This is a genomic window from Rhizobium sp. L43 (assembly GCF_002531725.1).
Taxonomy (GTDB): Bacteria; Pseudomonadota; Alphaproteobacteria; order Rhizobiales; family Rhizobiaceae; genus Rhizobium.
In genome coordinates this window covers 148,246-172,215 of record NZ_NWSQ01000001.1, presented here as the reverse complement: position 1 = coordinate 172,215, position 23,970 = coordinate 148,246, and the positions used below count along the sequence as shown (strand labels likewise).

The window sequence follows — 23,970 nt, the reverse complement described above, 5'->3', positions numbered from 1 at the left end:
ATCAAGCCGGCCGCTCCGTCAGCCGGTGGAGCGGTTTCTCGACGCCTCGACCCATTCGATATTGGCGACGGCTGCCTCCGGCAGCGGCGGCGGATCGATGTCGTAGACATAGCCGCACAGCATGTCGGCGGCGCGTTCCGCCGCCTTGATCTTTGCCTCGGTTTCCGCGACCGCCTTGGAAATCGCTTCGATGCGGGCGCGGAACATGTGGGCGAGCACATCGCGGCCGGACTGTTTTTCGAGCCGCTCCAGATGCAGGCCGATGCGCGAGGCGTGGCGCTCCAGCTCGCTCTTGCTGAACCGCGCCTTGCGCAGTTCTTCGGAGAGACTGTCCTGCATGACGGCGACGGGATCGAAACTTCCGGGCGCGCGCTCGTCGAGCACCGCGTCGGTGACGAGCTTCTCGATCAGCACGAGCGCCTGCAACTCGGCGGCATCGGCGAATTCGACATCGTAGCCGGTATCGTCGAACACCTTGCGCCGGACCGGATCGAGAAGCAGCGCATAGGCTTTCTGAAGATTGTCGAAGGCTTGCGAATCGCCGCCCGAATCGGGATGGGCAACCTTCGCCAGGCGCCGATAGGCGGCCTTCAGCTGGGCCTCGTCCGCATCGCGTTCAACGCCGAGAATATCGTAGGGATCCGTCACGCCTGCTCCATTGCTACCCGGCACGTCCGGACAGTCTAGGTCTTCTTCTGCATCAGCAAGGCAAAGTTTAGACCGAAAGCAGGAATGACGTCCATGGCCGGAATTCGCAATCGTCGCTGCGAAAGCCTAAGCTATCTTTTGATTGTTGAATTTTTTCAAGAAGTTGCGCGAAGATCAGGGTGTGGTGATCGAGACGAGATAACATCTGGCTTCGCCGTCGATCTCAACTGCGGTTCCTGCTGCATCCGTCATCAGCAACGCATCGCCGGCCGATAGCGCCCCGCTTTCGTCGTCCTTCCGGAACGACAATGCGCCGCGGTGGCAAAGCAGCAGGCAGGTCGACGACGCCAGCGGCACGGACTTGCCGCCATCGATGTCGATGCGGATCAGCGTGTGGGCGAGGCCGTCACGCCGCGTCATGACGTTGAGATCGGTGATCGCGCCGTCCTGGAGCCTGGCGGCGACCGGGATATCAGCCGGGAAGGCGAGGGGATCGCCTGCCGTCGTCAGCAGCACCGGCGCGCTGCCTTCGATATCGAGCACCATGCCGTTGCCGTCGAGGATCGCCAGCGTCCGGTCGATGCCGGGAAAGATCGAAAACGGCCCGTCGGTTGCAACGGTCGCCATGCTGACGCGCCAGTCGAAACCGGCAAGGCCGGCATCCTCCGGCGAAACGGCGATTTCCACCGTTTCGCCGCCGCCGTTCTTCCACGGCATGCGCTTGTGATCACCGGCGCGCAGGATCCTCACCGGGTTCAGTTCCCGAGAATGCCGGGCAGGCGCAGGCCCTTTTCCCGGGCGCAGTCCAGCGCGATGTCATAGCCGGCATCGGCGTGGCGCATGACGCCGGTCGCGGGGTCGTTCCACAGCACCCGTTCGAGCCGCTTTGCCGCATCATCCGTGCCATCGGCGCAGATGACGACGCCGGAGTGCTGGGAGAAGCCCATGCCGACACCGCCGCCATGATGCAGCGACACCCAGGTGGCGCCCGAGGCGGTGTTGAGCAGGGCATTCAGGAGCGGCCAGTCGGAGACGGCATCGGAGCCGTCCTTCATCGCTTCGGTTTCGCGGTTCGGCGAGGCGACGGAGCCCGAGTCGAGATGGTCGCGGCCGATGACGATCGGCGCGGAAAGCTCGCCGGTCTTGACCATTTCATTGAAGGCCAGAGCCAGGCGGTGACGGTCGCCGAGGCCGACCCAGCAGATGCGGGCGGGCAGGCCCTGGAAGGCGATGCGCTCCCTGGCCATGTCGAGCCAATTGTGCAGGTGGGTATTCCCAGGCGTCAGCTCCCGCACCTTGGCATCGGTCTTGTAGATATCCTCCGGGTCGCCGGAAAGGGCGGCCCAGCGGAAGGGGCCGATGCCGCGGCAAAACAGCGGTCTTATATAGGCCGGTACGAAGCCCGGGAAAGCAAAGGCGTTTTCCAGGCCTTCTTCCTTGGCGACCTGGCGGATGTTGTTGCCGTAGTCGAGTGTCGGAATACCGGCATTCCAGAAGGCGATCATCGCTTCGACATGTTCGCGCATCGAGGCACGCGCCGCTTTTTCCACAGCCTTCGGATCGCTTTCCCGCTTGGCCTTCCACTCGGCCATTGTCCAGCCCTTCGGCAGGTAGCCGTTGATCGGGTCATGCGCCGAAGTCTGGTCGGTGACCATGTCGGGGCGGATGCCGCGGCGGACCATTTCCGGCAGGATTTCGGCGGCATTGCCGAGCAGGCCGACGGATTTCGCTTCGCCAGCCTTGGTCCAGCGGTCGATCATCGCAAGCGCTTCGTCGAGCGTCTCGGCCTTGGCGTCGAGATAGCGGGTGCGCAGGCGGAAATCGATCGAGTCGGGATTGCACTCGACGGCGAGGCAGCAGGCGCCGGCCATGACGGCGGCGAGCGGCTGGGCGCCACCCATGCCGCCGAGGCCGCCGGTCAGGATCCATTTGCCCTTGAGATTGCCGCCATAATGCTGGCGGCCGGCCTCGACGAAGGTCTCGTAGGTGCCTTGGACGATACCCTGCGTGCCGATATAGATCCACGAGCCGGCCGTCATCTGGCCGTACATGGCAAGGCCCTTCTTATCCAGCTCGTTGAAATGATCCCAGGTCGCCCAATGCGGCACCAGGTTGGAATTGGCGATCAGTACGCGCGGCGCATCCTTGTGGGTGCGGAAGACGCCGACCGGCTTGCCGGATTGGACGAGCAGCGTTTCCTCTTCCGTCAGTGTCTTCAGCGTCGCGACGATGCGGTCGAAATCCTCCCAGGTGCGGGCGGCGCGGCCGATGCCGCCGTAAACGACGAGCTCGTTCGGATTTTCGGCGACGTCGGGGTCGAGATTGTTCATCAGCATGCGCAGCGGCGCTTCGGTCATCCAACTCTTGGCATTGAGCTCGTTGCCGCGGGGCGCGCGGATTTCCCGGATATTATGGCGTGGATTGTTCATGACGGTTCCCCTGTTCTCAGGTTTCAATCTTCAGCGTTTCAGGCCCGGTGCGATCTGTTCGATGCGCACCAGAATGTCTTTGAGATGGATGCGAAGCCGGTCGGCCTTGGCTGCGTCATAGGCGAAGGGCGGTGCCTCGGTCTGCAGATGGGTCGATTGCGCGAGCTCCATCTGGATTGCGTGCACGCCGGTTTCGGGCCGGCCGTAGTGGCGGGTCGTCCAGCCGCCCTTGAAACGGCCGTTGAGCACGCTGTCATACCCTTGCGCCGCTTCGACGACGGTGAGCGTCGCCTGCGCGATGGCGCTGTCGCAGGTCTTGCCCATATCGGTGCCGATATTGAAATCCGGCAGCTTGCCTTCGAACAGGAAAGGAATATGCGAGCGGATCGAGTGGCAATCATAGAGGATCGCGACGCCGTGGATCGCTCTGACGCGCTCGATCTCGGCGGCAAGGGCTGCGTGATAGGGCGCATGAAAATCCCGCAGCCGCGCCGCAATATCGGCCTCGTCCGGCGCCTGCCCATCCTTCCAGATCGCCTTGCCGTCGAAATCCGTCTCGGGAACGAGGCCGGTGGTGTTCTGGCCGGGATAGAGGCTGACACCCTGGGGATCGCGGTTGGCGTCGATCACGTAGCGATGGAAGGTGGCGCGCACGGTCGTGACATCGTCGAGCAGGCCGTCATAGAGGTGGTGGATGTGCCAGTCTGTGTCGGCGAGGATCCTGCCATTGTCGTTGAGGCGGTCGGCGATCTCAGCCGGCACGTCGGTGCCGGTATGGGGGAAGCCGAGGATGACGGGGGAGGTGCCCCGCGTTATTTCGTATGGGGTGGTCATGGGCAGAGCGCTCCGGCGATTGGGGCGTTACCCCCCTCTGTCCTGCCGGACATCTCCCCCACAAGGGGGGAGATCGACTCGCGGATGGAATCTGCCCAAACAATTGACGCTGGAACGAGCGGGTCCGCCCAGCCGATCTCCCCACCTGTGGGGGAGATGCCCGGCAGGGCAGAGGGGGGTACCAAGTCCAGAACCATCACGATCAACCCTCCAGAACCGGCAGAATACCATTCGAAACCGAGGCGTTCAGGGCGCCCGTTGCCACCAACTCGGCGGCGGCGGCGAGGTCGTTTGCCATGTAGCGATCGACGTCGAGGCTCGGAACCTTGGTGCGGATCGCGGTGATCGCCTTGCTCAGTTCCGGGCTGGTCGATAGCGGCGCGCGCAGTTCGACGCCTTGGGCGGCGGTTAGCGCCTCGATGCCGATGATGCCGAACAGGTTCTCGGTCATGCCGAGCAGGCGGCGGGCGCCGTGGCAGGCCATGGAGACATGGTCTTCCTGGTTGGCCGAGGTCGGCGTCGAATCGACCGAGGCCGGGTGCGACATCTGCTTGTTCTCCGACATCAGCGCCGCCGAGGTGACCTCGGCGATCATCAGGCCGGAATTCAAGCCCGGCTTCTTGGCGAGGAAGGCCGGCAGGCCGTAGGAGAGGGTGGGATCGACCAGCAGCGCGATGCGGCGCTGCGAGATCGCGCCGATCTCGCAGACGGCGAGGGCAATCTGGTCGGCGGCGAAGGCGACGGGTTCGGCGTGGAAATTGCCGCCTGACACAACGGAATTGTCCGACAGCACCAGCGGATTGTCGGTGACCGCATTGGCCTCGATTTCAAGCGTGCGGGCAACCGAGCGCAGCAGATCGAGGCAGGCGCCGTCGACCTGCGGCTGGCAGCGGATGCAATAGGGATCCTGCACGCGCTCGTCGCCCTCGATATGGCTCTGGCGGATGACGGAATTTTCGAGCAGGGCGCGAAGGGCTGCTGCCGTGTCGATCTGGCCCTTATGGCCACGCAATGTATGAATATCCGGATGGAAGGGCGCCGAAGAGCCCATGGCGGCATCGGTGGACATCGCGCCGGTGATGAGGGCCGCCTGTGCGGCACGATGGGCACGGAACAGGCCGGCCAGCGCCAGCGCCGTCGAGGTCTGGGTGCCGTTGATCAGCGCCAGGCCTTCCTTGGCGGCGAGCACGACCGGTTTCAGCCCGGCCCGTTCGAGGGCTTGCGCGCCTGAGAGCCGTTCGCCGGCGAAGAAGGCTTCGGCCTCGCCCATCATCACCGCCGCCATATGGGCAAGGGGCGCAAGATCGCCGGAGGCGCCGACCGAGCCCTTTTCCGGGATCAGCGGGATGACGCCTTTTTCCAGCATGCCCTCGATCAGCCGCACCAGTTCCAGCCGCACGCCGGAGGCGCCGCGCCCGAGCGAGACCAGCTTCAGCGCCATGATCAGCCGGACGATATTGTCGGGCAGCGGCGCGCCGACGCCGCAGCAATGCGACAGGATGAGATTGCGCTGCAGGGTGGCGACATCGGCGCTGTCGATCTTGATCGAGGCGAGTTTGCCGAAGCCGGTATTGATGCCGTAGACCGGGGCATTGCCGGCGGCGATTTCGGCGATGCGGGCAGCGGCCTTGGCGATCCCGGCATCGAAGGCGGGATCAAGCCTTGCCGGCTCGCCGGTCCAATAGATGATTTCCAGATCCTTGAGCGAGACGGAGCCCGGATGGAGCGTAATGGTCATCGACCGTTCCTTTCGCCCTTGAAGACGCGTGTGTGAAGCGGATTGAAGCCGATGCGGTAGACGAGCTCGGCAAGGCTTTCGATATTCCAGATGGCGAGATCGGCGGATTTGCCGGGTTCGAGCGTTCCTGTCTTGTCGAGCAGACCGAGCGCGCGGGCGCCTTCGCGGGTGGCGCCGGCAATGCATTCCTCGACCGTGAGGCCGAACAGCGTCGCCGACATGTTCATGGTGAGCAGCATCGAGGTGAGCGGCGATGTGCCGGGGTTGCAGTCGGTGGCGATGGCGATCGGCACGCCCGCCCGCCGCAAGGCTTCGACCGGCGGCTTCTGCTTCTCATGGATGGCGTAGAAGGCGCCGGGCAGCAGCACGGCGACAGTGCCGGAAGCCGCCATTGCCGCAACACCCTCCTCGTCGAGATATTCGAGGTGATCGGCCGAAAGCGCGCCGTAGGATGCGGCGAGCCTGGCACCGCCGAGATTGGAGAGCTGTTCGGCATGCAGCTTGACCGGCAGGCCGAGCGCCTTTGCCTTGTCGAAGACGCGGGCAATCTCGGTCGTGGAAAAGGCGATGCCCTCGCAGAAGCCGTCGACGGCATCGGCAAGGCCGAGAGTAAACATGTCGTCGAGACCGGGCAGGACGACATCGTCGAGATAATCGCCGTTGCGGCCCTTATATTCCACCGGCGTCGCATGGGCGCCGAGATAGCTGGTGGCGACGCGCACCGGTCTGATATGGCCGAGCAGGCGGGCGCTCTGCAGCATCTTCACTTCGCCGCTTCGGTTCAGCCCGTAGCCGGACTTTACCTCGATCGTCGTGACACCTTCGGCAAGCAGCGTATCGAGCCGCGGCAGTGCCTCGGCGACAAGCTCTTCGACCGACAGCGCATTGGTCGCCTTCACCGAGGAGACGATGCCGCCGCCGGCGCGGGCGATTTCTTCATAGCTGGCGCCGGCAAGGCGCATCTCGAATTCGCGGGCGCGGTTGCCGCCGTGAACGATATGGGTGTGGCAGTCGACAAGGCCGGGGGTTACCCAGCGGCCTTCGAGATCGACGATTTCGGACTGTTCGATGGCCGATGCCGGCAGGTCGCTTTCGGCGCCAGCAAAGGCGATGCGGCCGTTTTCAGTGAGCAGGGCGCCCTTTTCGACTATGCCCAGTCCCGTTTGCGCCGGCGCAAGCGTCGCCAGGCGGGCGTTGCGCCAAAGCACCGGCCTGACGTCGGCGGATGGGGTTTCCTCTGAAAAATTGTTCCCGGTCATCAGCTTTGCGCCTTTCCTTATGTCAATAACATGTATATACATAATCGGCGGGTGACAAGAGAAATTTTGCGCGCTTTTCTGGAAAAGAAAGATCGGCGGCGCGAGAAGAGGAGAGGCAAGGCCATGACCACACTTCACGCAGACACGGCATTGACCCCGCAGGGCTGGCAGAAGGACGTGCGGCTGACACTCGAGGCCGGGCGCATCGCGCAGATCGAGGCCGGTGTTTCCACCGCGCCCGGCGATGAGCGGCATGCTCTCCTCGTTCCCGCCATGGGCAACCTGCACAGCCATGCCTTCCAGCGGGCGATGGCCGGTCTTGCCGAAGTGCGCGGCCCTGCCAATGACAGCTTCTGGAGCTGGCGCACGGTCATGTACAAATTCGCTCTGGCGATGACGCCAGAGCATGTCGAGGCGGTCGCCGCCAAGCTCTATGCCGAGATGCTGGAGGCCGGTTTTTCCCGCGTCGGCGAGTTCCACTATCTCCATCATGACAGCGATGGCGGCGCCTATGCCAATATCGCCGAGCTTGCCGAACGCATCGGTGCTGCGAGCGCAGAGACCGGCATCGGCCTGACCTTGCTGCCGGTCTTCTATGCCCATTCCGGCTTCGGCGGTGCTGCGCCGATCGACGGCCAGCGGCGCTTCATCAATTCGCTCGAAAGCTTCGAAAGGCTGATGGAGGGATGCCGGGCAGTGACCGGCCGGCTCGACGGCGCCGAACTCGGGCTGGCGCCGCACAGCCTGCGCGCCGCCACGCCCGAGGAACTGGCAAGACTCGTGCCGATGGCGGGCGGCGGCCCGATCCACATCCATGTCGCCGAACAGGTGAAGGAGGTCGAGGATTGCGTCGCCTGGTCCGGCGCGCGGCCGGTGGAATGGCTGCTCGATCACGCGCCTGTGGATCGGCGCTGGTGCCTGATCCATGCGACCCACATGACCGAGGACGAAACGCGGCGGATGGCAAAGAGCGGCGCAATTGCCGGCCTCTGCCCGATCACCGAAGCCAATCTCGGCGACGGCGCCTTTGCCGCACCGCTCTTCCTCGAAGAAGGCGGGCGTTACGGGATCGGTTCGGATTCCAACGTGTTGATCTCGGTTCCCGAGGAATTGCGCCAGCTCGAATATTCGCAGCGCCTGGCGCTGCGCGCCCGCAATATCGTCGCAGCCACCGGCGGCTCGACGGCGCTTTCGCTGTTCACCCAAGCGCTTGCCGGCGGCGGTGCCGCGCTTAAAGCGCCGGCCGGGCTCGTCGAGGGCCATCACGCCGATCTCGTGTCGCTCGATACCTCAGCCGTTCCTTATCTCTCGGGCGACCAGATCCTCGATCATTGGCTGTTTGCCGGCGGCGTTTCCGTCGATTGCGTCTGGGCGCGCGGCCGCAAGCAGGTGGCTGGCGGCCGCCATGTCGGGCGCGAGGCCATCGACCGGCGTTTCCTCGCCGCGATGGGCGAATTGCTGGCGGCCTGAAAAAGCGCTTTTCCTGTCAAGCTATTCGAATTAGACCGGGGAGACCAATCGGAACGTGGCGATGAACCAAAGCAAGGATCCCACCTTGCATCAGCGCATCCTGAGCGAGATCGAGGGCCGTATCGTCTCGGGCGAATGGCCGCCGGGGCACCGTATTCCCTTCGAGGTCGATCTCGCCACGCAGTATGACTGCTCGCGCATGACGGTCAACAAGGTGCTGACCCAGCTCGCCAAGGCCGGCCTCATTGAGCGCCGCAAGAAGTCCGGCAGCTTCGTCACCCAGCCGCAGGCGCAATCGGCCGTTCTCGAAATTCACGACATCAAGACCGAGGTGCAGTCGCTGAACCTGCCCTATTCCTATGCGGTTTCGAAGAAGACGAGCCGCAAGGCCAAGGCGGAAGACAGCCGCCGGCTGGAATTGCCGGTGGCGTCCTCGGTGGTCGAAATCGTCTGCATCCACAATGCCGGGGCGCGGCCCTTCTGCCTGGAGGAGCGGCTGATCAGCCTGGCGACCGTGCCTGAGGCCGCCGATGTCGATTTCCTGACGATGGCGCCGGGGCCGTGGCTGCTCAACCAGGTGCCGTGGAGCACGGCCGAACACCGGATCCACGCCATATCAGCCGGTGCCGAAGTGGCCGCGGCCCTCGACATTGCGCGCAACGCCGCCTGCCTCGTTGTCGAACGCCGCACCTGGAGCGGCGCCGGTCCGGTGACCCACGTGCGCTTCACCTATCCCGGCGATCGTCACGCGCTGGTGGCGCGGTTCACGCCGGCATCGCAATAATCGCCATGTTCCATATACAACATGGCTGGTGTTTTCACTCTTCGAACATCTTGCCGCTGCGCGCTTCGAGCCGGTAGCGATAGCCGGGATAGACCAGGCGTGCGGTCGAGACTACCTGTTTTGCCGACCATGTCCGCCGGCGGATCGTCAGGCACGGTTCGCTCTTCAGGATGGTCAAGAGCTTGCATTCCCAGGCCTGCGGCATCGCCGCCTCGACGACGTGTTCGGAGCCGCTGAGCGGGGCCGCCGCCGTCAAATAGGCGTTCGGCGTCAAGGTGGTGAAATCCTGGTCGAGATATTCGGGGGCGGCCTCCGGATGGACGAAACGGTCCTCGATCTGCACCGGAACGCCGTTTTCGCTGTGCACGATCAGCGAGTGGAAGACCGCCGCGCCGATATCAAGTTCCAATGCATCGGCAATCTCGGGAGAGGCCGTTTCCTGGGCGAGAACGACGACGGAAGCCTCATGGATATGGCCGCGTTCGGCGATTTCCTCGGCGATGTTGCGCACCTCGAACAGCGCCGAATAACCCTTGCGCTCGGCGACGAAGGAGCCGACGCCCTGGATGCGGACGAGTTCGCCTTCGTTGGCAAGTTCGCGCAGCGCCCGATTGGCGGTCATCTTGCTGACGCCGAGTTCGACCACCAGCTCGTTTTCCGACGGCACGCGGTATTTCGGCGGCCATTCGCCGCTGTGGATGCGGTCGAGGATTACCTGCTTGACGCCGGCATAAAGCGGAGTGCTATCATTTTCCGCCAGTTCGCGCTTCATCTCGCCGGAACGCTTCATTGCCTATTCCTTTTGCACGAAGGGAATTCGCCACATTAATCGACTTTTCTCTTGCATATCATAAAATATCTCATATGGTACCATATACAACCTCCCAATCAGCCCTTGAAACATAAATAGGGACAGGAAAGGGCAAGCCGGCGAAGATCGGCCCGGGTGCCGCAAGGTCTGTTTCCATCTCAGAGGAGAATTCATCAATGAAATTCAGTGCAATCCTGTTTTGCGGCGTCGCCGCTCTTTCCGCTTTTGCAGCGCCCGCCTTCGCCAAGGACTGGACGAAGGCGACGATCACGCTTGAAGGCGCCTATGCGCCCTGGAATCTCACCAATGCCGACGGCACGCTCGGCGGCTTCGAGCCGGAGCTTGCCAAGGTGCTCTGCGAGCGCGCCAAGATCGAGTGCACGCTGGTTGCCTCCGACTGGGACGGTATGATCCCGGCGCTCAACGCCGGCAAGTTCGACGTCATCATGGATGCGCTGTCGATCACCGAGGAGCGCAAGCAGGTGATCGGCTTCACCATTCCCTATGCCGCCACACCCGCCGCCTTCGCCACCGCCAAGGACAGCCCGCTGGCAAAGGCTGCCGGCACCGGCGCCACGATCAAGATGACGCCCGGCCAGACCGGCGTGAAGGAGATCGACGCGCTGAAGGCCGCTTTCAAGGGCAAGACGATCGGCATCCAGGCGGCGACCGTCTATGCTAAGTTCGTCTACGACAATTTCGGCGACATTGCCGAGATCCGCGAATACAAGACCGGCGCCGACCGCGACCTCGACCTGCAGAACGGCCGCATCGACCTCGGCTTCGACGATGCCGTCTATTTCGCCAACGCGTTCAAGGCCGCCAACGACACGCTTGATTTCACCGGTCCGGAGATCGTCGGCTCGATCTGGGGCGAGGGTGAAGGTCTCGGCATCCGCCAGGCCGATACCGACCTGCGCGACAAGTTCAACGAGGCGATCAAATCAGCCCTTGCCGACGGCACCGTCAAGAACCTGTCGATGAAGTGGTTCAAGGTCGACGTCAGCCCGCAGCAATAAGGGTTTCGGCCTTTCGGCCGTAAACATCTGTCTCCGGCTTTATCGCCGGAGACAGCATGCTATTGTCACACAAAACACTGCCACGGACGGGGAACGGACGATATGGCAAGCTTGGAACTGCTCGGCTTCGGCTCGACCGGATGGGGCGCGCTGCTCATTGCCGCCGCCTTGATGACGCTTGCCGTTACGGCGACGGCGCTCGCCATCGGCGCGGTGCTCGGCGCGATCGTCGCGGCGGCGAAACTCTCCGGCAATCTTGTCCTCGTCACGCTCGGCAACGTCTATACGACGGTGTTTCGCGGCGTGCCCGAGCTGCTGATCATCTATCTCATCTATTTCGGCGGCTCTTCGGCCATCACCTCGATCGGCAAGGCGATGGGCTACGAGGGGTTCCTCGGCATGCCTTCCTTTGCCGCCGGCGCGCTTGCCGTCGGCATCATCTCCGGCTCCTATCAGGCGGAAGTGTTCCGCGGCGCCTTCCTCGCCATCTCCAAGGGTGAGCTCGAAGCCGCTTCGGCGATCGGCATGCCGCGCGCCATGCGCTTTCGCCGCATCATCATGCCGCAGGTGCTGCGGCTGGCCATTCCCGGCCTCGGCAATGTCTGGCAGCTCAGCCTCAAGGATTCGGCGCTGATCTCCGTCACCGGTCTTGCCGAACTGATGCGCACCAGCCAGGTCGCGGCGGGCTCGACCCGGCAATATTTCCTGTTCTTCATCGCCGGCGGCTGCCTCTATCTGCTCCTGACCAGCCTTTCCGACCGCATCTTCAACGGGGCAGAACGCCGCGCCAACCGCAGCATGCCGGCATCGGCCATGGGCCAGGCGTAAGGAGGCGATAGTGGATTTCACCTTTCTTGCTTCGACCATGGTGACCCTGCTCAAGGCGGTGCCGACGACGCTGATCCTGTTTTCGCTGTCGATCTTCTTCGGCGGCCTGCTGGCACTCGTCATCGTCTCGATGAGGGTGAGCGGCAACCCGGTGCTTTCGGGTTTCGCCAAGGGTTATATCTTCGTCTTCCGCGGCTCGCCGCTGTTGATCCAGATGTTCCTGGTATTTTACGGCCTCGGCCAGTTCGGCGTCATCCGCTATTCCTTCCTCTGGCCGTTCCTGCGCGAGCCGATGGTCTGCGCCGTGCTGTCGCTGGCGCTCTGCACGGCCGGCTACACGGCGGAGATTTTTCGCGGCGGCATCCGCGCCGTGTCGCCGAAGGAGATCGAAGCGGCCCGCTCGATCGGCATGTCCGGCTTCCTGCTGGTGCGCCGAATCCTGGCGCCGATCGCCTTCCGCCACGCGCTGCCGGCCTATTCGACCGAAATCGTGCTGATGATGAAATCGACGGCGCTCGCAAGCCTCGTCACCGTCTGGGAGGTCACCGGTGTCGCCCAGCGGCTGATCTCGCAGACCTACCGCACGATGGAAGTCTTCCTCTGTGCGGCGATCATCTATCTCGTCCTGAACTTCATCATCCTGCAGGGCATGGCTCTGCTCGAATATTCGCTCTCCCGCCACCGCCGCGCAGCCCCTCAGGCGCTGAAGGCTTGAGGCGAACCTGAATCGATTGGAGCAATCATGCCAGGCGTTACCCGACTTTCGGTCCGCAATATCCGCAAGAGCTTCGGCACGCATGAGGTGCTGCGCGGCATTTCCCTCGATGCGGAAGACGGCGATGTGATCTCGCTGCTCGGCGCCTCGGGTTCCGGCAAATCGACCTTCCTGCGCTGCATCAACATGCTCGAAACCGCCAGCGACGGCGAGATCTGGGTCGACGGCGAGCATATTCAAATGATTCACAAGAACGGCAAGGCAAAGCCGGCCAGCCAGAAGCAGGTGGATCATATCCGCTCTGAACTCGGCATGGTGTTCCAGTCCTTCAACCTCTGGTCCCATATGACGATCCTGCAGAACGTCATCGAAGGTCCCATTCATGTGCTGAAGCGGCCGCGCGCCGATTGCATCGCCGAGGCCGAGGCGCTGCTCGAAAAGGTCGGCATAGCGGACAAGCGCCACGCCTATCCCGCCCATCTCTCCGGCGGCCAGCAGCAGCGCGCCGCGATCGCCCGCGCGCTGGCGATGAAACCGAAGGTCATGCTTTTCGACGAGCCGACCTCGGCGCTCGATCCGGAGCTTGTCGGCGAAGTGCTGCGCGTCATGCGCGCGCTGGCCGAGGAAGGCATGACCATGCTCGTCGTCACCCATGAGATGAGCTTTGCCCGCAACGTCTCCAACCGCGTCGTCTTCATGCGCGAGGGTCTGATCGAAAGCAGCGGCAAGCCGGACGAGATGTTCACCGGCGGCGCCACACCCGCTTTCCGCCAGTTCATCGGCCATTTCGGAAGCGGCCAATGACGATCACCATCGATAAAGTGCTGACCTGGCGCGACGTCGCGCGCGTCGGGGCAGGGGAAGCGCTTGCGCTGTCGCCGGCCGCCTGGGCGCGGGTCGAGCTGGCAAGCCGCATCGTCGCCCGCATCGTCGAGACCGGGGTGCGCGCCTATGGCGTCAATACCGGCGTCGGGGCGCTCGCCGATACCGTCGTCGATCGCGCCTCGCAGAGCCTGTTGTCGCGTAGCATCGTGCTCAGCCATGCCTGCGGCGTCGGGCCATTGCTTGATGCCCGCGAGGTGCGCGCCATCATCGCCGCTGAGATTGCCAATTTCGCACATGGCCATTCCGGCGTGCGGCGCGAGATCGTCGAGCATCTTGCGGCCATGCTGGAGCATGATTGCATTCCCGATGTCCCGTCCAAGGGCTCGGCCGGTTATCTCACGCACAACGCCCATACGGCGCTGGTTCTGATTGGCGAAGGCAGCGCCACACTCGGCGGCGAACGTATGAGCGGCCGCGAGGCGCTTGCCGCGATCGGCCTCGAACCGCTGGTGCTCGGCGCCAAGGAGGGCCTCAGTCTCGTCAACGGCACGGCCTGCGCCACGGGTTTGACCGCCACGGCGCTTTTGCGCGCCGAGCGGCTGCTCGATTGGGCCGATGCGATCGCGGCGCTGACGCTGGAAGCGGCGGGCTGCCAGATCGCCGCCTTCGATGCGGCGGTGCTCAAGCTGCGCCCGTCTGCCGGGATCGAAAAGGTCGGAGCCACGTTGCGCGCCCGCCTCCAAGGCAGCGGCCTTGTCGCCGCCGCCTTCGGCCGACGCACGCAGGATGCGCTGAGCCTTCGTTCGGTGCCGCATGCGCATGGCGCGGCGCGCGACGTTTTCGACAATTCCGCCCGCGTCGTCGATCAGGAACTTGCCTCGGTGACCGACAATCCGGCTGTCTCGGGCACGCCGGAGCAGCCGATCGTTTCCTCCGAAGCGCATGCGGTCGCCCCGGCGCTCGGGCAGGCGGCCGATAGCCTGGCGATTGCGCTGGCGCAGATCGGCGCGATCAGCGAGCGGCGCATGGACCGGCTGGTCAATCCGCTGGTGAGCGGCCTGCCGCCGTTTCTGGCGAGCGACGCCGGCAGCCATTCCGGCTTCATGATCGCCCAATATACCGCCGCCGCGCTCAGCAACGAGAACCGCCGCCTTGCCGCACCCGCGGCCACGGATGGCGGCCTGACCTCCGGCCTGCAGGAGGATTTCCTCGCGCATCCCACAGCCGCCGCCGGCAAGCTGCTCGCCGTCGTCGACAATGCCGAATACATATTGGCGATCGAGCTGACGGCGGCTGCCCAGGCGCATGATTTCTTGGCGGCGACGGCGCCGCGGGCGGCAGGTACGGATCTTGTCTATCAGGCGGTGCGGGAACTTATCGCCCATTATGGCGACGAGCGGCCGCTCAATGGCGATATCGAGGCGGTGCGCAGCCTGATCCGCGAGCGCGCGCCGCCGTCGATGGATTGAATCGGGCAGGCCGTCAGAACGGCTTGCTGGTTTCGGAATCCTGCTTCGGCTTTCCGCCGGCTTCGAGGCGCTTGAGGCATTGGAGATAGGTCGGGTAGAGCTGGTCCACCCGCGAGAGCGGCAGTGTCCAGTCGCCTTCGTCGCCGGCAAAGGTCAGTTGCACGTCAGGCGTTCCTGAAAAGGAATTCTTGATGATCTTCTTCAGTCCGCCGCTTCCCTTGCTCGCCGGTGGCCAGAGGCGAAGCGTGGTCTTGTCGAAGAATTCGGCGGCAACCACTTTCGTGACATTGCGATCGGTCAGCGTCACCTCGGTCGTGGTGCCGGCCGGAATGTCCCAACTGCTCTTTGCCACCAGCCAGAAGGTCTCGGTGGCGCTCTGGCGGAATTCGACGGTCTTGCCGATTTCGCTGTTCCACAGCAGCCGGCAATAGGGCGGGTTCTCGCTCGCAAAGCCGACCGACCATTGTCTTGCGCCGCCCATCCATTCGGTCTCGCCAAGGGCTGCGACCGGCTGCAGGACGGCTGCCATCAGAACCATCGCGGTCAGAATTTTCATCGCCGAAACCATCTCCAGGACAATCGGGTCCAGCGATAGCAAAAGAAGGTTGAGCTTTTGCTACCGAGCATTGGAAACAGGCGGCGATCTGGCTCTAATGCCGCAAGGTCTTGAATTTGCGGCTCACCTTGCCGATCTGGCGAGGATCGGCATGGTGAAAAAGGAGTTCGACGGCAGGCATGAGCGAGGTTCAACGACGCGGATTTGTGGCGAGGCTCACCGCATATGAGCCGCTGACGCTGATCATGGTGGCATCGATCGCCGGTGGGCTCTTCTTGCTGCAGCGCCTGACGAGCGAGGTGCTCGAGGGCGAGACATTCCGCTTCGACGAGGCGATCCTGCTGGCGCTGCGACGGCCGGGCGAACTTGCGGTGCCAATCGGGCCTAGCTGGCTGACGCATGCCGTCGGCGATATCACCAGCCTCGGCGGCGTCACCGTGCTGACGCTGATGACCGTTCTCGTCACCGTCTATCTCCTGCTCGACCGGCGCTGGCCAATCGCGATCTTCGTCTTTTCCTCGGTGCTGACAGGATGGCTGGCGAGCACCTTGCTCAAGATCCTCGTTGCCCGGCCGCGTCCCGATATCGTGCCGCACCTCGTCGAGGTCAGCGATCTCAGCTTTCCCTCCGGACATGCCATGGTCTCGGCGGTGACCTATCTGACGCTCGGCGCGCTGCTGGCGCGGACACAGCGTTACCCCTCGACAAGGATCTTCGTCATGGGCGCCGGCGTCTTCCTGGCCGTCATCATCGGTCTGAGCCGGATTTACCTCGGCGTTCATTATCCGACGGATGTCTTCGCCGGGTGGTGCGCCGGGGCGCTGTGGGCGCTCGGTTGCTGGCTGATCTCGAAACGATTCGTCCCGAGCCGCGCTCCCGACGATGCCGTTGAAACCGAAAACGGCGACGGCCGATAGCGCTTCAGCGAAAGTGGCACCCCGTGCTTAGGGTGCCACAAATGCTTTAAGCGCTTAGCTGCGCGGCTTCAGATTTTCCGGGTCATAGATCGGCTTGTAGCCGACGCCGACAACCTCAACCGGATAGCTCTCGGCGAAATACTCGACGTTCAGCTTGCGTCCGACCTGGCAATGCGACCAGGGCAAATAGGCCAAGGCAATGTTCTTTCCGACCGTCGGGCCGTAGGCGATCGAGGTCGTGTAGGAGCGACGGCCAAGCGCGTCGACCAGAACCTCTCCCGTGGCGGGATCGACAACCGGCAGGTTGCCGACGGGATAACGCTTGACGCCTGCCTTGTCGGTATTCTCGGTCATCACGAGCGTGCAGAGCATGGCCGGCTGATGCTCACGCGCCTTGTATTCCAGATGTTTTGCCTTGCCGCGGAAATCGGCTTCCTTGACCTTCGGACGGGCGAGATCGGCTTCGATCAGGTTGTACTGGGTCAGGAGGTCGGCGTTCTGCAGGCGCAGGCTCTTTTCCATGCGGCGCGAGTTTGCGTAGGTTTCCACGCCGAAGGCCATCACGCCGGTCGCGCGCAGCGCATCCCAGACGGCGAGGCCGTCTTCGTATTTCATGTGCAGTTCCCAGCCCTGCTCGCCGACATAGGAGATGCGGAAGGCGGTGACGGGCTTGCCGGCGATTTCGATCGGCTTGATCGCCGCGAAGGCGAAGTTTTCCTGGTCGAGCCCGGTCGGATCGGCGACAGCCTTCTTCAGCGTGTCGCGGGCGTTTGGCCCCCAGATGCCGATCGTCACGAATTTTTCCGAGACGTCGGTGATGGCGACGTCAAGGCCGCGGTCCTGGGCGACGCGCTTCATATAGTGCAGGTCGCGCGGGCCGGCATCGGCGCCGTTGACGAGACGGCAGCGGTCGGCCATGCGGAAGACGGTGAAGTCGGCGCGCACCATGCCTTCGTCGTCGAGGAAGTGGGTGTAAACGCCCTTGCCGATGTTGGCATCGCCGCCGACCTTGGCGGCGCACAGCCATTCCATCAGCTCGACATGGTCGGGTCCCTCGATGTCGACCATATGGAAGTGGCTGAGATTGACGATGCCGCAATCCTCGCTCATCGCCAGATGTTCGGCATTCGACACGCGCCAGAAATGGCGGCTGTCCCATTCATTCTCGCGAAGCGGGACGCGGTCGGCATATTTCTCCAGCAGGTGCTCGTTGGCGGCGTAGCCGTGCGCACGCTCCCAGCCGCCAAGTTCCATGAAGTAGCCGCCAAGCTCCTTTTCGCGCTCGTAGAAGGGCGAGCGCTTGGCGTTGCGGCCGGATGCATAGGGTTCGCGGGTGTGAACAGCCGGAAAATAGATCTTCTGTGCGGCTTCGAAGCAGCGGCCCTCGATGAACTCTTCCGTTAACTGATGCGGATAGAAGCGGGCGTAATCGATGCTGTTGTGATCGATTTCCGTGCGGCCGTCGGTCATCCAGTCGGCGATCAGCTTGCCGTAACCCGGGCCGTCCTTGACCCAGATGGCGACGCAATACCAGAGACCGCGCACCTTCTGGCTCTCGCCGCAGGATGCGCCGCCGCCGGCGGAAACCTGCAGCAGGCCGTTGAAGGAATGACCCTCGTTATAGCCGAGTTCGCCGAGAATCGGCGTCAGTTCCATGGCGCGCTCGAGCGGCTCGATGATCTGTTCCATCTCGAGGTCACGCTGCGAGGGCGAAAGCCGTGCTTCATGTTTTTCAAGAATATCGCGCGGGTGGCACATGCGCGGATTGGCGGCTTCGTAATAGCCCCACTCGATCTGACCGCCTTCCGTCGTCGACGGGTCGCCGGTATCGCGCATATAGGCGGAGTTGCCCTGGTCGCGCAGCAGCGGGAAGCCGATTTCCTTGCCGGTGCCTTCAAACTCGTTATAGGGGCCGAAGAAGGTGAGCGGGTGGTCGACCGGCATGACCGGCAGGTCTTCGCCGACCATCTCCGCGATCAGGCGGCCCCAGAGGCCGGCACAGACGATGACGTGGTCGGCCATGATAGTGCCGCGATGGGTAACGACGCCCTTGATGCGGCCGCCTTCGACGATCAGCGATTTCGCCGGCGTATTGCCGAACACCTGGAGCTTGCCTGCCTTTTCGGCGGCGTCGACCAGCTTGCCGGCAACGGTCTGCGAGCGCGGAATGACGAGGCCGGCATCCGGATCGTAAAGGCCGCCCATCACCTGATCTTCCTCGATCAGCGGGAACTTCTCCTTGATCTCGGAAGGGCTGACATAATGGGCGCGGGTGCCGAAGGCGCGTGCCGAGGAAAGCTTGCGCTTGATTTCCTCCATCCAGCTATCGTCGCCGGTGCGCGCCACTTCGAGGCCGCCGATACGGGCGTAATGGCCCATCTTCTCGTAGAAATCGATCGAATATTGCGTGGTCCAGACGGAGAGATAGTCGTGGCTCGTGGTGTAACAGAAGTCCGATGCATGGGCTGTCGAGCCGATATCGGTCGGTATGCCCGACTTATCGATGCCGACGATATCGTCCCATCCGCGCTCGACGAGATGATGCGCGATGGAGGCGCCGACGATACCGCCGAGCCCGATGATGACGACCTTTGCCTTTTCGGGAAATGCTGCCACGTGCTGTTCCTTCTGCTGCCGCACGAATTAAACTTACCTTACAGCGCCGCGCGTCCGACAAGACGCGCAAAGGACGCTGTAACACCTTGAATTTCTGCAGGCGCCATGTCGGCCGCGTAAGGGTGTCACACTTGCCGAAGCTGCGGAACCCTTAAGACCTTTCCGCATGGAAGCTGCGATGGGCCATTATGCATAAGGCTCATGATCGTCATTGGTCCTACGCCGCCGAGTCCCGGCGTAATTGCGTCAGCCCGGATCGACCGGTCCGGCAAGTCTGGCGACGACCGGATAGGAGCGCGCCCTTGCATCTTGCCTGTCCGCGCCCGGGATTACGGCGCTGAAATCGCCTTGAGCCGGTCGATATCCACGAGCACGATGTCTTCCGAAACAGGCTCGCGGTTGTGCAGGCGGAACCATTCGGCCGCTTCGCGCACACGGTCGCCGTGCGGCGATGGATAGGCGCCGAGCCCGAGGACCCATTCCCGCACGGTCTCGCGCTCCATCCGCCCGGCCCGGTATCGATCGCAGACGGTTTTCGCCGAGGCGACGAGATCATTGATGCTTTTCACGGGATATCCCTCAATGCACGGAAGGCTCGTCATCTTGGAGAAACGACCGAATGCCGTCGCGCGCGACGACGGCCAGGAATTCGTCGAAAGCCTCCCGGTCGGTCGCAAAGGGCTCGTCCCAGCGGATCAGATCCTCTGCCTGCGTGACCACCTCCATCGTCCAGTCTTCATTGCTGCCCGATGTGCGGAAGATGTCGACGAGCACGGTGATCTCGTCATCGGTGAACTCTCCCGCCAATTCGGAGTGTTCGAGCTTTTCTTTCTTTGCCATTCAGCCGCCAGCGCCGGGAGGGGCGTCGTTTTTGAGATGTTCTTCGTATTGAACCGTCTCGGTTTCGTTCGTGTCGATCGAGGCATTCGCGCGTTTCGCAAGGCGAACGCCGGCGCCGCCACCATTCTCCGGAATGAAAAGCACGCCCGCATCCTCCAAGCTACGCTTCACATCCTGCAGGATTCGCTCGGACGGGGAAAGCGTCCCGGCCTCGAAATCGGCAATCGTCTGTTTGACGATTTTCGAAGCTGAAGACAAGTCATCCTCAGACCATCCGACGAGGGCACGCGCGGCGCGGCATTGAGCTGGAGATAGGCACAAAACAACCACCTGACATTGAACGAAGGGGTAGAGCATTTCCGTGGTTTCGGAGAAATCAGGGCCTGCTCGGTCAGCAATATAAAGATGTGACCACCGGTGCAGAAGGCAAGCGCATGTCTTGCTGGGTCGGAATAGGGCCTATTGATCTACCCTTATTGGGTGATGGGGAAGGTTGGTTGACTGAATATTATTAAGGCCTAATTTAACGGCTCCTTTATCACGCACCCGGGAGGTAACAATGCGTGAGCCAGATATGCAGAAACTCGATGCGCTCGTCGGTCGTCTTGTCGGGGATGTCGGCGCCGCCATGTCAGGGGCCCTGGTCGTGCTTGGCGACCAGGTCGGGTTGTTCAAGGCGATGGCCGACGGAACACCGATGACCGTCCAGCAGCTCTCGGCGAAAACGGGGGTGAAGGAGCGCTACCTCAGGGAATGGCTGAGCGCCCAGGCGGCCGCGGATTATGTCGCTTACGATGAAAAAACCGATCGGTTCAGCCTGACGGCGGAACAGGCGATGGTGTTTGCCGAGGAAAACAGCCCGGCATTTTTCGTCGGCGCCTTCGAGGTCGTGCAATCCATGTGGATGGACGAGCCGAAGATCGCCGATGCCTTCCGCACCGGCAAGGGGCTCGGCTGGCATGAGCACAGCACCTGCCTTTTCCGCGGAACCGAGCGGTTCTTCCGCCCCGGCTACAACAGCCATCTCGTCAACGAATGGATTCCAGCCCTTGCCGGGATGGACGAAAAGCTCAAGGCCGGCGCCAGTGTCGCCGATGTCGGCTGCGGTCACGGCGCCTCGACCATCCTGATGGCGCAGGCCTATCCCGCCTCGCATTTTACCGGCTTCGATTATCACGGGCCGTCGATCGAAAGGGCCAAGGCCGCCGCCAAGGAGGCCGGTGTCGCCGACCGGGTGACGTTCGAGCAGGGCAAGGCGGCGGAATTTCCCGGGCGCGGCTATGACATGGTCGCCATGTTCGACTGCCTGCACGACATGGGCGATCCGGTCGGCGCCGGCCGGCATGTCATGGAAACGCTCGCCCCGAACGGCACCTGGCTGATCGTCGAGCCCTTCGCCCATGACCATTTGAAGGACAATCTCAATCCGGTTGGACGGGTCTATTACGGCGCCTCGACGATGATCTGCACGCCGGCATCGCTCTCCCAGGAAGTCGGGCTCGGGCTCGGCGCCCAGGCGGGCGAAATGAAGCTTCGAAAGGTGGCGCTCGACGCCGGCTTCAAGCATTTCCGCCGGGCCACGGAAACCCCGTTCAACATGGTGTTCGAGGTTCGGGCCTGAAGAAAGCCGGGGGAGCCGGCTATTTCAGCTTGCCGATGCTGGCATACATGCCGGTCGTGCGGAATTCGGTGGGGTTGGTGCCGTAGACGCGGCGGAAGACTTTTGAGAAATAGTTGGCGTCCTCGAAGCCGCACATGATGGCGACTTCCTTGACCGGCAGGAAGTCGGCCTTGGTCAAGAGCTTGACGGCGCGCTGCAGCCGCTGCTGCAGCACGAATTCGGCCGGCGGCACCCCCTCGCTCTCGGCGAAGCTGCGCGAGAAATGCGCGCGGCTGAGGCCGACGATACCGGCGAGTTCGCTGACCGGCAGCGGCTTTTCGAGATTGGCATTGATATGGTCGATCACCGGCTGCATCGGGCTGAGTTCGGCGGCAAAGGCCGGCGAGCCGAAGACGTCGTCGTAGAGCGCCATCGCCGCCTCATAGGCAACCGCCGAGGCCGCACCCGGCGACGTCGCGCCCTTGACGAGGCGCAGGCTGCAATCGGCCAGATGATCGATGGTCGAGCGCTGCAGCTTCAGCACCGGCCCGGCGGTCGACAGCACCAGCTGATGGATGCGCAGCGTTTCCTCGCCATTCATCGAGATCCAGAAATATTCCCAGCGCTCGCCCTTCTCCAGCCAGTAGCGGTGATTGTGCGGGACGAGCACCAGCAGCGTGTCGCCGCCCTGAAGGCGATAATTGCGGTTCTGGTAGCGCAGCCGGCCCGAGCCGCTGATCGTGTGCTGCAGCACAGTGAAGGGCGTCTGGCCGCGGCGGCGGCCGTCCCAGTCATAGGTTTCGTTCTCGCGCACTTCATAGCCGGTGCTGGTCGGCATGGCATGCAGCCGCTGGCGGCCGCGGGGCAGCGAAACCGTCCTCATCGACTGTCCGTTGGCGATTAAATCCTGCAGCACAAAATTACCCCTGAAAGCATAATCCTTCTCTGGTCGGCCCGCCGATTTCGGGCATAATCCCGCTCGACAACAAAGAAGAGACGACGGTCGATAGAGCGGCCGGGAGGAAAACAGGCAGTTTTACGGCTTTTTCAACCCCATGCGCCGGCATGCGGCCTGATCCTCCATATCAGTCTTTTTCTCTAGCATTCCATTGGGTCGAGGTGAAGGTCATGAGTTTCAAAATCGCTATCATCGGTGCGGGCAGCGTCGGTTTCACCAAGAAGCTGTTCACCGACATCTTGTGCGTGCCGGAGTTCCGCGACGTCGAATTCGCGCTGACCGATCTCAGCGAACACAATCTCGAAATGATCAAGGCGATTCTCGATCGCATCGTCGAGTCAAACGGGCTGCCGACCAAGGTGACGGCGACGACCGACCGGCGCCAGGCGCTGACAGGCGCCCGTTATATCATCAGCTGTGTCCGGGTCGGCGGTCTTGAAGCCTATGCCGACGATATCAGAATTCCGCTGAAATACGGTATCGACCAGTGTGTCGGCGATACGATCTGCGCCGGCGGCATCCTCTACGGCCAGCGCAACATCCCTGTCATCCTCGACTTCTGCAAGGATATCAGGGAGGTGGCCGAGCCCGGCGCCAAGTTCCTCAACTATGCCAACCCGATGGCGATGAACACCTGGGCGGCGATCGAATACGGCAAGGTCGACACCGTCGGCCTCTGCCACGGCGTCCAGCACGGCGCCGAACAGATCGCCGAGGTGCTCGGCGCCAAGTCGCTGAGCGAGCTCGACTACATCTGCTCCGGCATCAACCACCAGACCTGGTTCATCGACCTGCGCCTCAACGGTCGCAAGATCGGCAAGGACGAGCTGGTCGCCGCCTTCGAGGCGCATCCGGTCTATTCGCAGCAGGAGAAGCTGCGCATCGACGTGCTGAAGCGGTTCGGCGTCTATTCCACCGAAAGCAACGGCCATCTCTCGGAATACCTGCCCTGGTACCGCAAGCGGCCGGAGGAAATTACCCGCTGGATCGACATGTCCGACTGGATCCACGGCGAGACCGGCGGTTATCTCCGCCATTCCACCGAAACGCGCAACTGGTTCGAGACCGAATTTCCGCAATTCCTGGAATCCGCCGCCAAGCCGATCGATCCGGCCAAGCGCTCGAACGAACATGCCAGCCATATTCTCGAGGCGCTGGAGACCAACCGGGTCTATCGCGGCCATTTCAACGTCAAGAACAATGGCGTCATCACCAATCTGCCGGCCGATGCGATCATCGAATCGCCCGGCTTCGTCGACCGCTTCGGCATCAATATGGTCTCCGGCGTCACCCTGCCGGAAGCATGTGCGGCCACCTGCATCGCCTCGATCAACGTCCAGCGCATGTCGGTGCATGCCGCCATTACAGGCGACATCGACCTCCTGAAGCTCGCCGTGCTGCACGATCCGCTTGTCGGCGCAGTCTCGACGCCTGAGGAGGTCTGGCAGATGGTCGACGAGATGGTTGTTGCCCAGGCCCGCTGGCTGCCGCAATATGCCGATGCCGTGCCGGCCGCCAAGGAGCGGCTGTCGAAATCGAAGGTGCAGACCCGCGACTGGGCGGGGGCTGCGCGCCGCACCGTCCGCTCGATCGAGGAGCTGCGCGCCGAAAAGGCGGCTCTGAAACAAGCCGTTTGAATCTAGTGAAGGATGGG

The 23,970-nt window shown here is 63.1% G+C and carries 23 protein-coding genes; 10 read left to right on the top strand and 13 right to left on the bottom strand.

Translation table 11 applies throughout. The annotated features are described in order from the left end of the window. Positions 1–18: 18 nt before the first annotated feature. From CO667_RS00830 to hutI, 6 genes are all read right to left on the bottom strand, one after another. Positions 19–648 (bottom strand): J domain-containing protein, encoded by a 630-nt coding sequence (locus CO667_RS00830; protein WP_097616475.1) that lies wholly within the window; start codon positions 646–648, stop codon positions 19–21. A gap of 174 nt (positions 649–822) precedes the next feature. Further along, a complete protein-coding gene (locus CO667_RS00825; protein ID WP_097616474.1) occupies positions 823–1,398 on the bottom strand; it encodes a HutD family protein in 576 nt (191 codons plus the stop codon). A gap of 5 nt (positions 1,399–1,403) precedes the next feature. After that, positions 1,404–3,077 (bottom strand): urocanate hydratase, encoded by a 1,674-nt coding sequence (hutU, locus tag CO667_RS00820; RefSeq protein ID WP_097616473.1) that lies wholly within the window; start codon positions 3,075–3,077, stop codon positions 1,404–1,406. A gap of 30 nt (positions 3,078–3,107) precedes the next feature. After that, positions 3,108–3,911, bottom strand: coding sequence for an N-formylglutamate deformylase (hutG, locus tag CO667_RS00815; protein WP_097616472.1), 804 nt, complete (start codon positions 3,909–3,911; stop codon positions 3,108–3,110). A 202-nt stretch (positions 3,912–4,113) separates the two neighbouring features. After that, entirely contained in the window at positions 4,114–5,649 is a 1,536-nt protein-coding gene (gene hutH / locus CO667_RS00805) for a histidine ammonia-lyase (RefSeq protein ID WP_097616471.1), read from the bottom strand. Continuing rightward, on the bottom strand, positions 5,646–6,908 hold the full coding sequence (gene hutI / locus CO667_RS00800) for an imidazolonepropionase (protein ID WP_097616470.1): 1,263 nt from the start codon (positions 6,906–6,908) through the stop codon (positions 5,646–5,648). The genes hutH (CO667_RS00805) and hutI overlap by 4 nt, the downstream gene beginning before the upstream one ends. Positions 6,909–7,031: 123 nt before the next feature. Here hutI and CO667_RS00795 point away from each other — a divergent pair, with 123 nt between their 5' ends. Both CO667_RS00795 and hutC (CO667_RS00790) read left to right on the top strand, forming a co-directional pair. After that, positions 7,032–8,378: a formimidoylglutamate deiminase gene (locus CO667_RS00795; RefSeq protein WP_097616469.1), complete on the top strand. Its 1,347-nt coding sequence runs from the start codon at positions 7,032–7,034 to the stop codon at positions 8,376–8,378. 61 nt (positions 8,379–8,439) lie between these two features. Beyond that, the gene (gene hutC / locus CO667_RS00790) at positions 8,440–9,162 is read left to right on the top strand and encodes a histidine utilization repressor (protein WP_097616468.1); all 723 of its coding nucleotides are present in this window, start codon (positions 8,440–8,442) and stop codon (positions 9,160–9,162) included. Positions 9,163–9,196: 34 nt separating this feature from the next. Here the strand turns inward: hutC (CO667_RS00790) and hutC (CO667_RS00785) are convergent, their stop codons facing one another. After that, positions 9,197–9,952, bottom strand: coding sequence for a histidine utilization repressor (gene hutC / locus CO667_RS00785; RefSeq protein ID WP_097616467.1), 756 nt, complete (start codon positions 9,950–9,952; stop codon positions 9,197–9,199). A 197-nt stretch (positions 9,953–10,149) separates the two neighbouring features. On the opposite strand from hutC (CO667_RS00785), the gene CO667_RS00780 reads away from it, so the two are divergent. The 5 genes from CO667_RS00780 to hutH (CO667_RS00760) all read left to right on the top strand — a co-directional run bounded on the left by CO667_RS00780 (position 10,150) and on the right by hutH (CO667_RS00760) (position 14,829). Continuing rightward, a complete protein-coding gene (locus tag CO667_RS00780; protein ID WP_097616466.1) occupies positions 10,150–10,992 on the top strand; it encodes a transporter substrate-binding domain-containing protein in 843 nt (280 codons plus the stop codon). Between the two features lie 102 nt (positions 10,993–11,094). After that, a complete protein-coding gene (locus CO667_RS00775) occupies positions 11,095–11,820 on the top strand; it encodes an ABC transporter permease subunit (protein WP_097616465.1) in 726 nt (241 codons plus the stop codon). Between the two features lie 10 nt (positions 11,821–11,830). Beyond that, complete coding sequence (locus CO667_RS00770) at positions 11,831–12,535, top strand: ABC transporter permease subunit (RefSeq protein WP_097616464.1); 705 nt, start codon at positions 11,831–11,833, stop codon at positions 12,533–12,535. Between the two features lie 27 nt (positions 12,536–12,562). Continuing rightward, the gene (locus tag CO667_RS00765; RefSeq protein WP_097616463.1) at positions 12,563–13,339 is read left to right on the top strand and encodes an ATP-binding cassette domain-containing protein; all 777 of its coding nucleotides are present in this window, start codon (positions 12,563–12,565) and stop codon (positions 13,337–13,339) included. Then, entirely contained in the window at positions 13,336–14,829 is a 1,494-nt protein-coding gene (gene hutH / locus CO667_RS00760) for a histidine ammonia-lyase (protein WP_097616462.1), read from the top strand. The genes CO667_RS00765 and hutH (CO667_RS00760) overlap by 4 nt, the downstream gene beginning before the upstream one ends. A gap of 13 nt (positions 14,830–14,842) precedes the next feature. Here hutH (CO667_RS00760) and CO667_RS00755 read toward each other — a convergent pair whose 3' ends face one another. Next, positions 14,843–15,385: a hypothetical protein gene (locus CO667_RS00755; RefSeq protein ID WP_097616461.1), complete on the bottom strand. Its 543-nt coding sequence runs from the start codon at positions 15,383–15,385 to the stop codon at positions 14,843–14,845. Positions 15,386–15,564: 179 nt separating this feature from the next. Here CO667_RS00755 and CO667_RS00750 point away from each other — a divergent pair, with 179 nt between their 5' ends. Next, a complete protein-coding gene (locus tag CO667_RS00750) occupies positions 15,565–16,302 on the top strand; it encodes a phosphatase PAP2 family protein (protein ID WP_097616460.1) in 738 nt (245 codons plus the stop codon). 54 nt (positions 16,303–16,356) lie between these two features. Here CO667_RS00750 and CO667_RS00745 read toward each other — a convergent pair whose 3' ends face one another. The 4 genes from CO667_RS00745 to CO667_RS00730 all read right to left on the bottom strand — a co-directional run bounded on the left by CO667_RS00745 (position 16,357) and on the right by CO667_RS00730 (position 20,079). Beyond that, complete coding sequence (locus CO667_RS00745; RefSeq protein WP_097616459.1) at positions 16,357–18,918, bottom strand: FAD-dependent oxidoreductase; 2,562 nt, start codon at positions 18,916–18,918, stop codon at positions 16,357–16,359. 329 nt (positions 18,919–19,247) lie between these two features. Next, positions 19,248–19,487 (bottom strand): hypothetical protein, encoded by a 240-nt coding sequence (locus CO667_RS00740; protein WP_009987796.1) that lies wholly within the window; start codon positions 19,485–19,487, stop codon positions 19,248–19,250. 10 nt (positions 19,488–19,497) lie between these two features. After that, positions 19,498–19,758: a hypothetical protein gene (locus CO667_RS00735; RefSeq protein ID WP_097616458.1), complete on the bottom strand. Its 261-nt coding sequence runs from the start codon at positions 19,756–19,758 to the stop codon at positions 19,498–19,500. Beyond that, positions 19,759–20,079 carry a helix-turn-helix transcriptional regulator gene (locus tag CO667_RS00730; RefSeq protein ID WP_097616457.1) on the bottom strand — a complete coding sequence of 107 codons (321 nt, stop codon included), beginning with the start codon at positions 20,077–20,079 and terminating at the stop codon, positions 19,759–19,761. Between the two features lie 238 nt (positions 20,080–20,317). Here CO667_RS00730 and CO667_RS00725 point away from each other — a divergent pair, with 238 nt between their 5' ends. Further along, a complete protein-coding gene (locus tag CO667_RS00725) occupies positions 20,318–21,379 on the top strand; it encodes a class I SAM-dependent methyltransferase (protein WP_097616456.1) in 1,062 nt (353 codons plus the stop codon). Between the two features lie 19 nt (positions 21,380–21,398). Here the strand turns inward: CO667_RS00725 and CO667_RS00720 are convergent, their stop codons facing one another. After that, on the bottom strand, positions 21,399–22,241 hold the full coding sequence (locus CO667_RS00720) for an AraC family transcriptional regulator (protein WP_097616455.1): 843 nt from the start codon (positions 22,239–22,241) through the stop codon (positions 21,399–21,401). A 245-nt stretch (positions 22,242–22,486) separates the two neighbouring features. Here CO667_RS00720 and CO667_RS00715 point away from each other — a divergent pair, with 245 nt between their 5' ends. Beyond that, positions 22,487–23,953, top strand: a complete 1,467-nt coding sequence (locus tag CO667_RS00715) for an alpha-glucosidase/alpha-galactosidase (RefSeq protein ID WP_097616454.1) — start codon at positions 22,487–22,489, stop codon at positions 23,951–23,953. Positions 23,954–23,970: the final 17 nt, after the last annotated feature.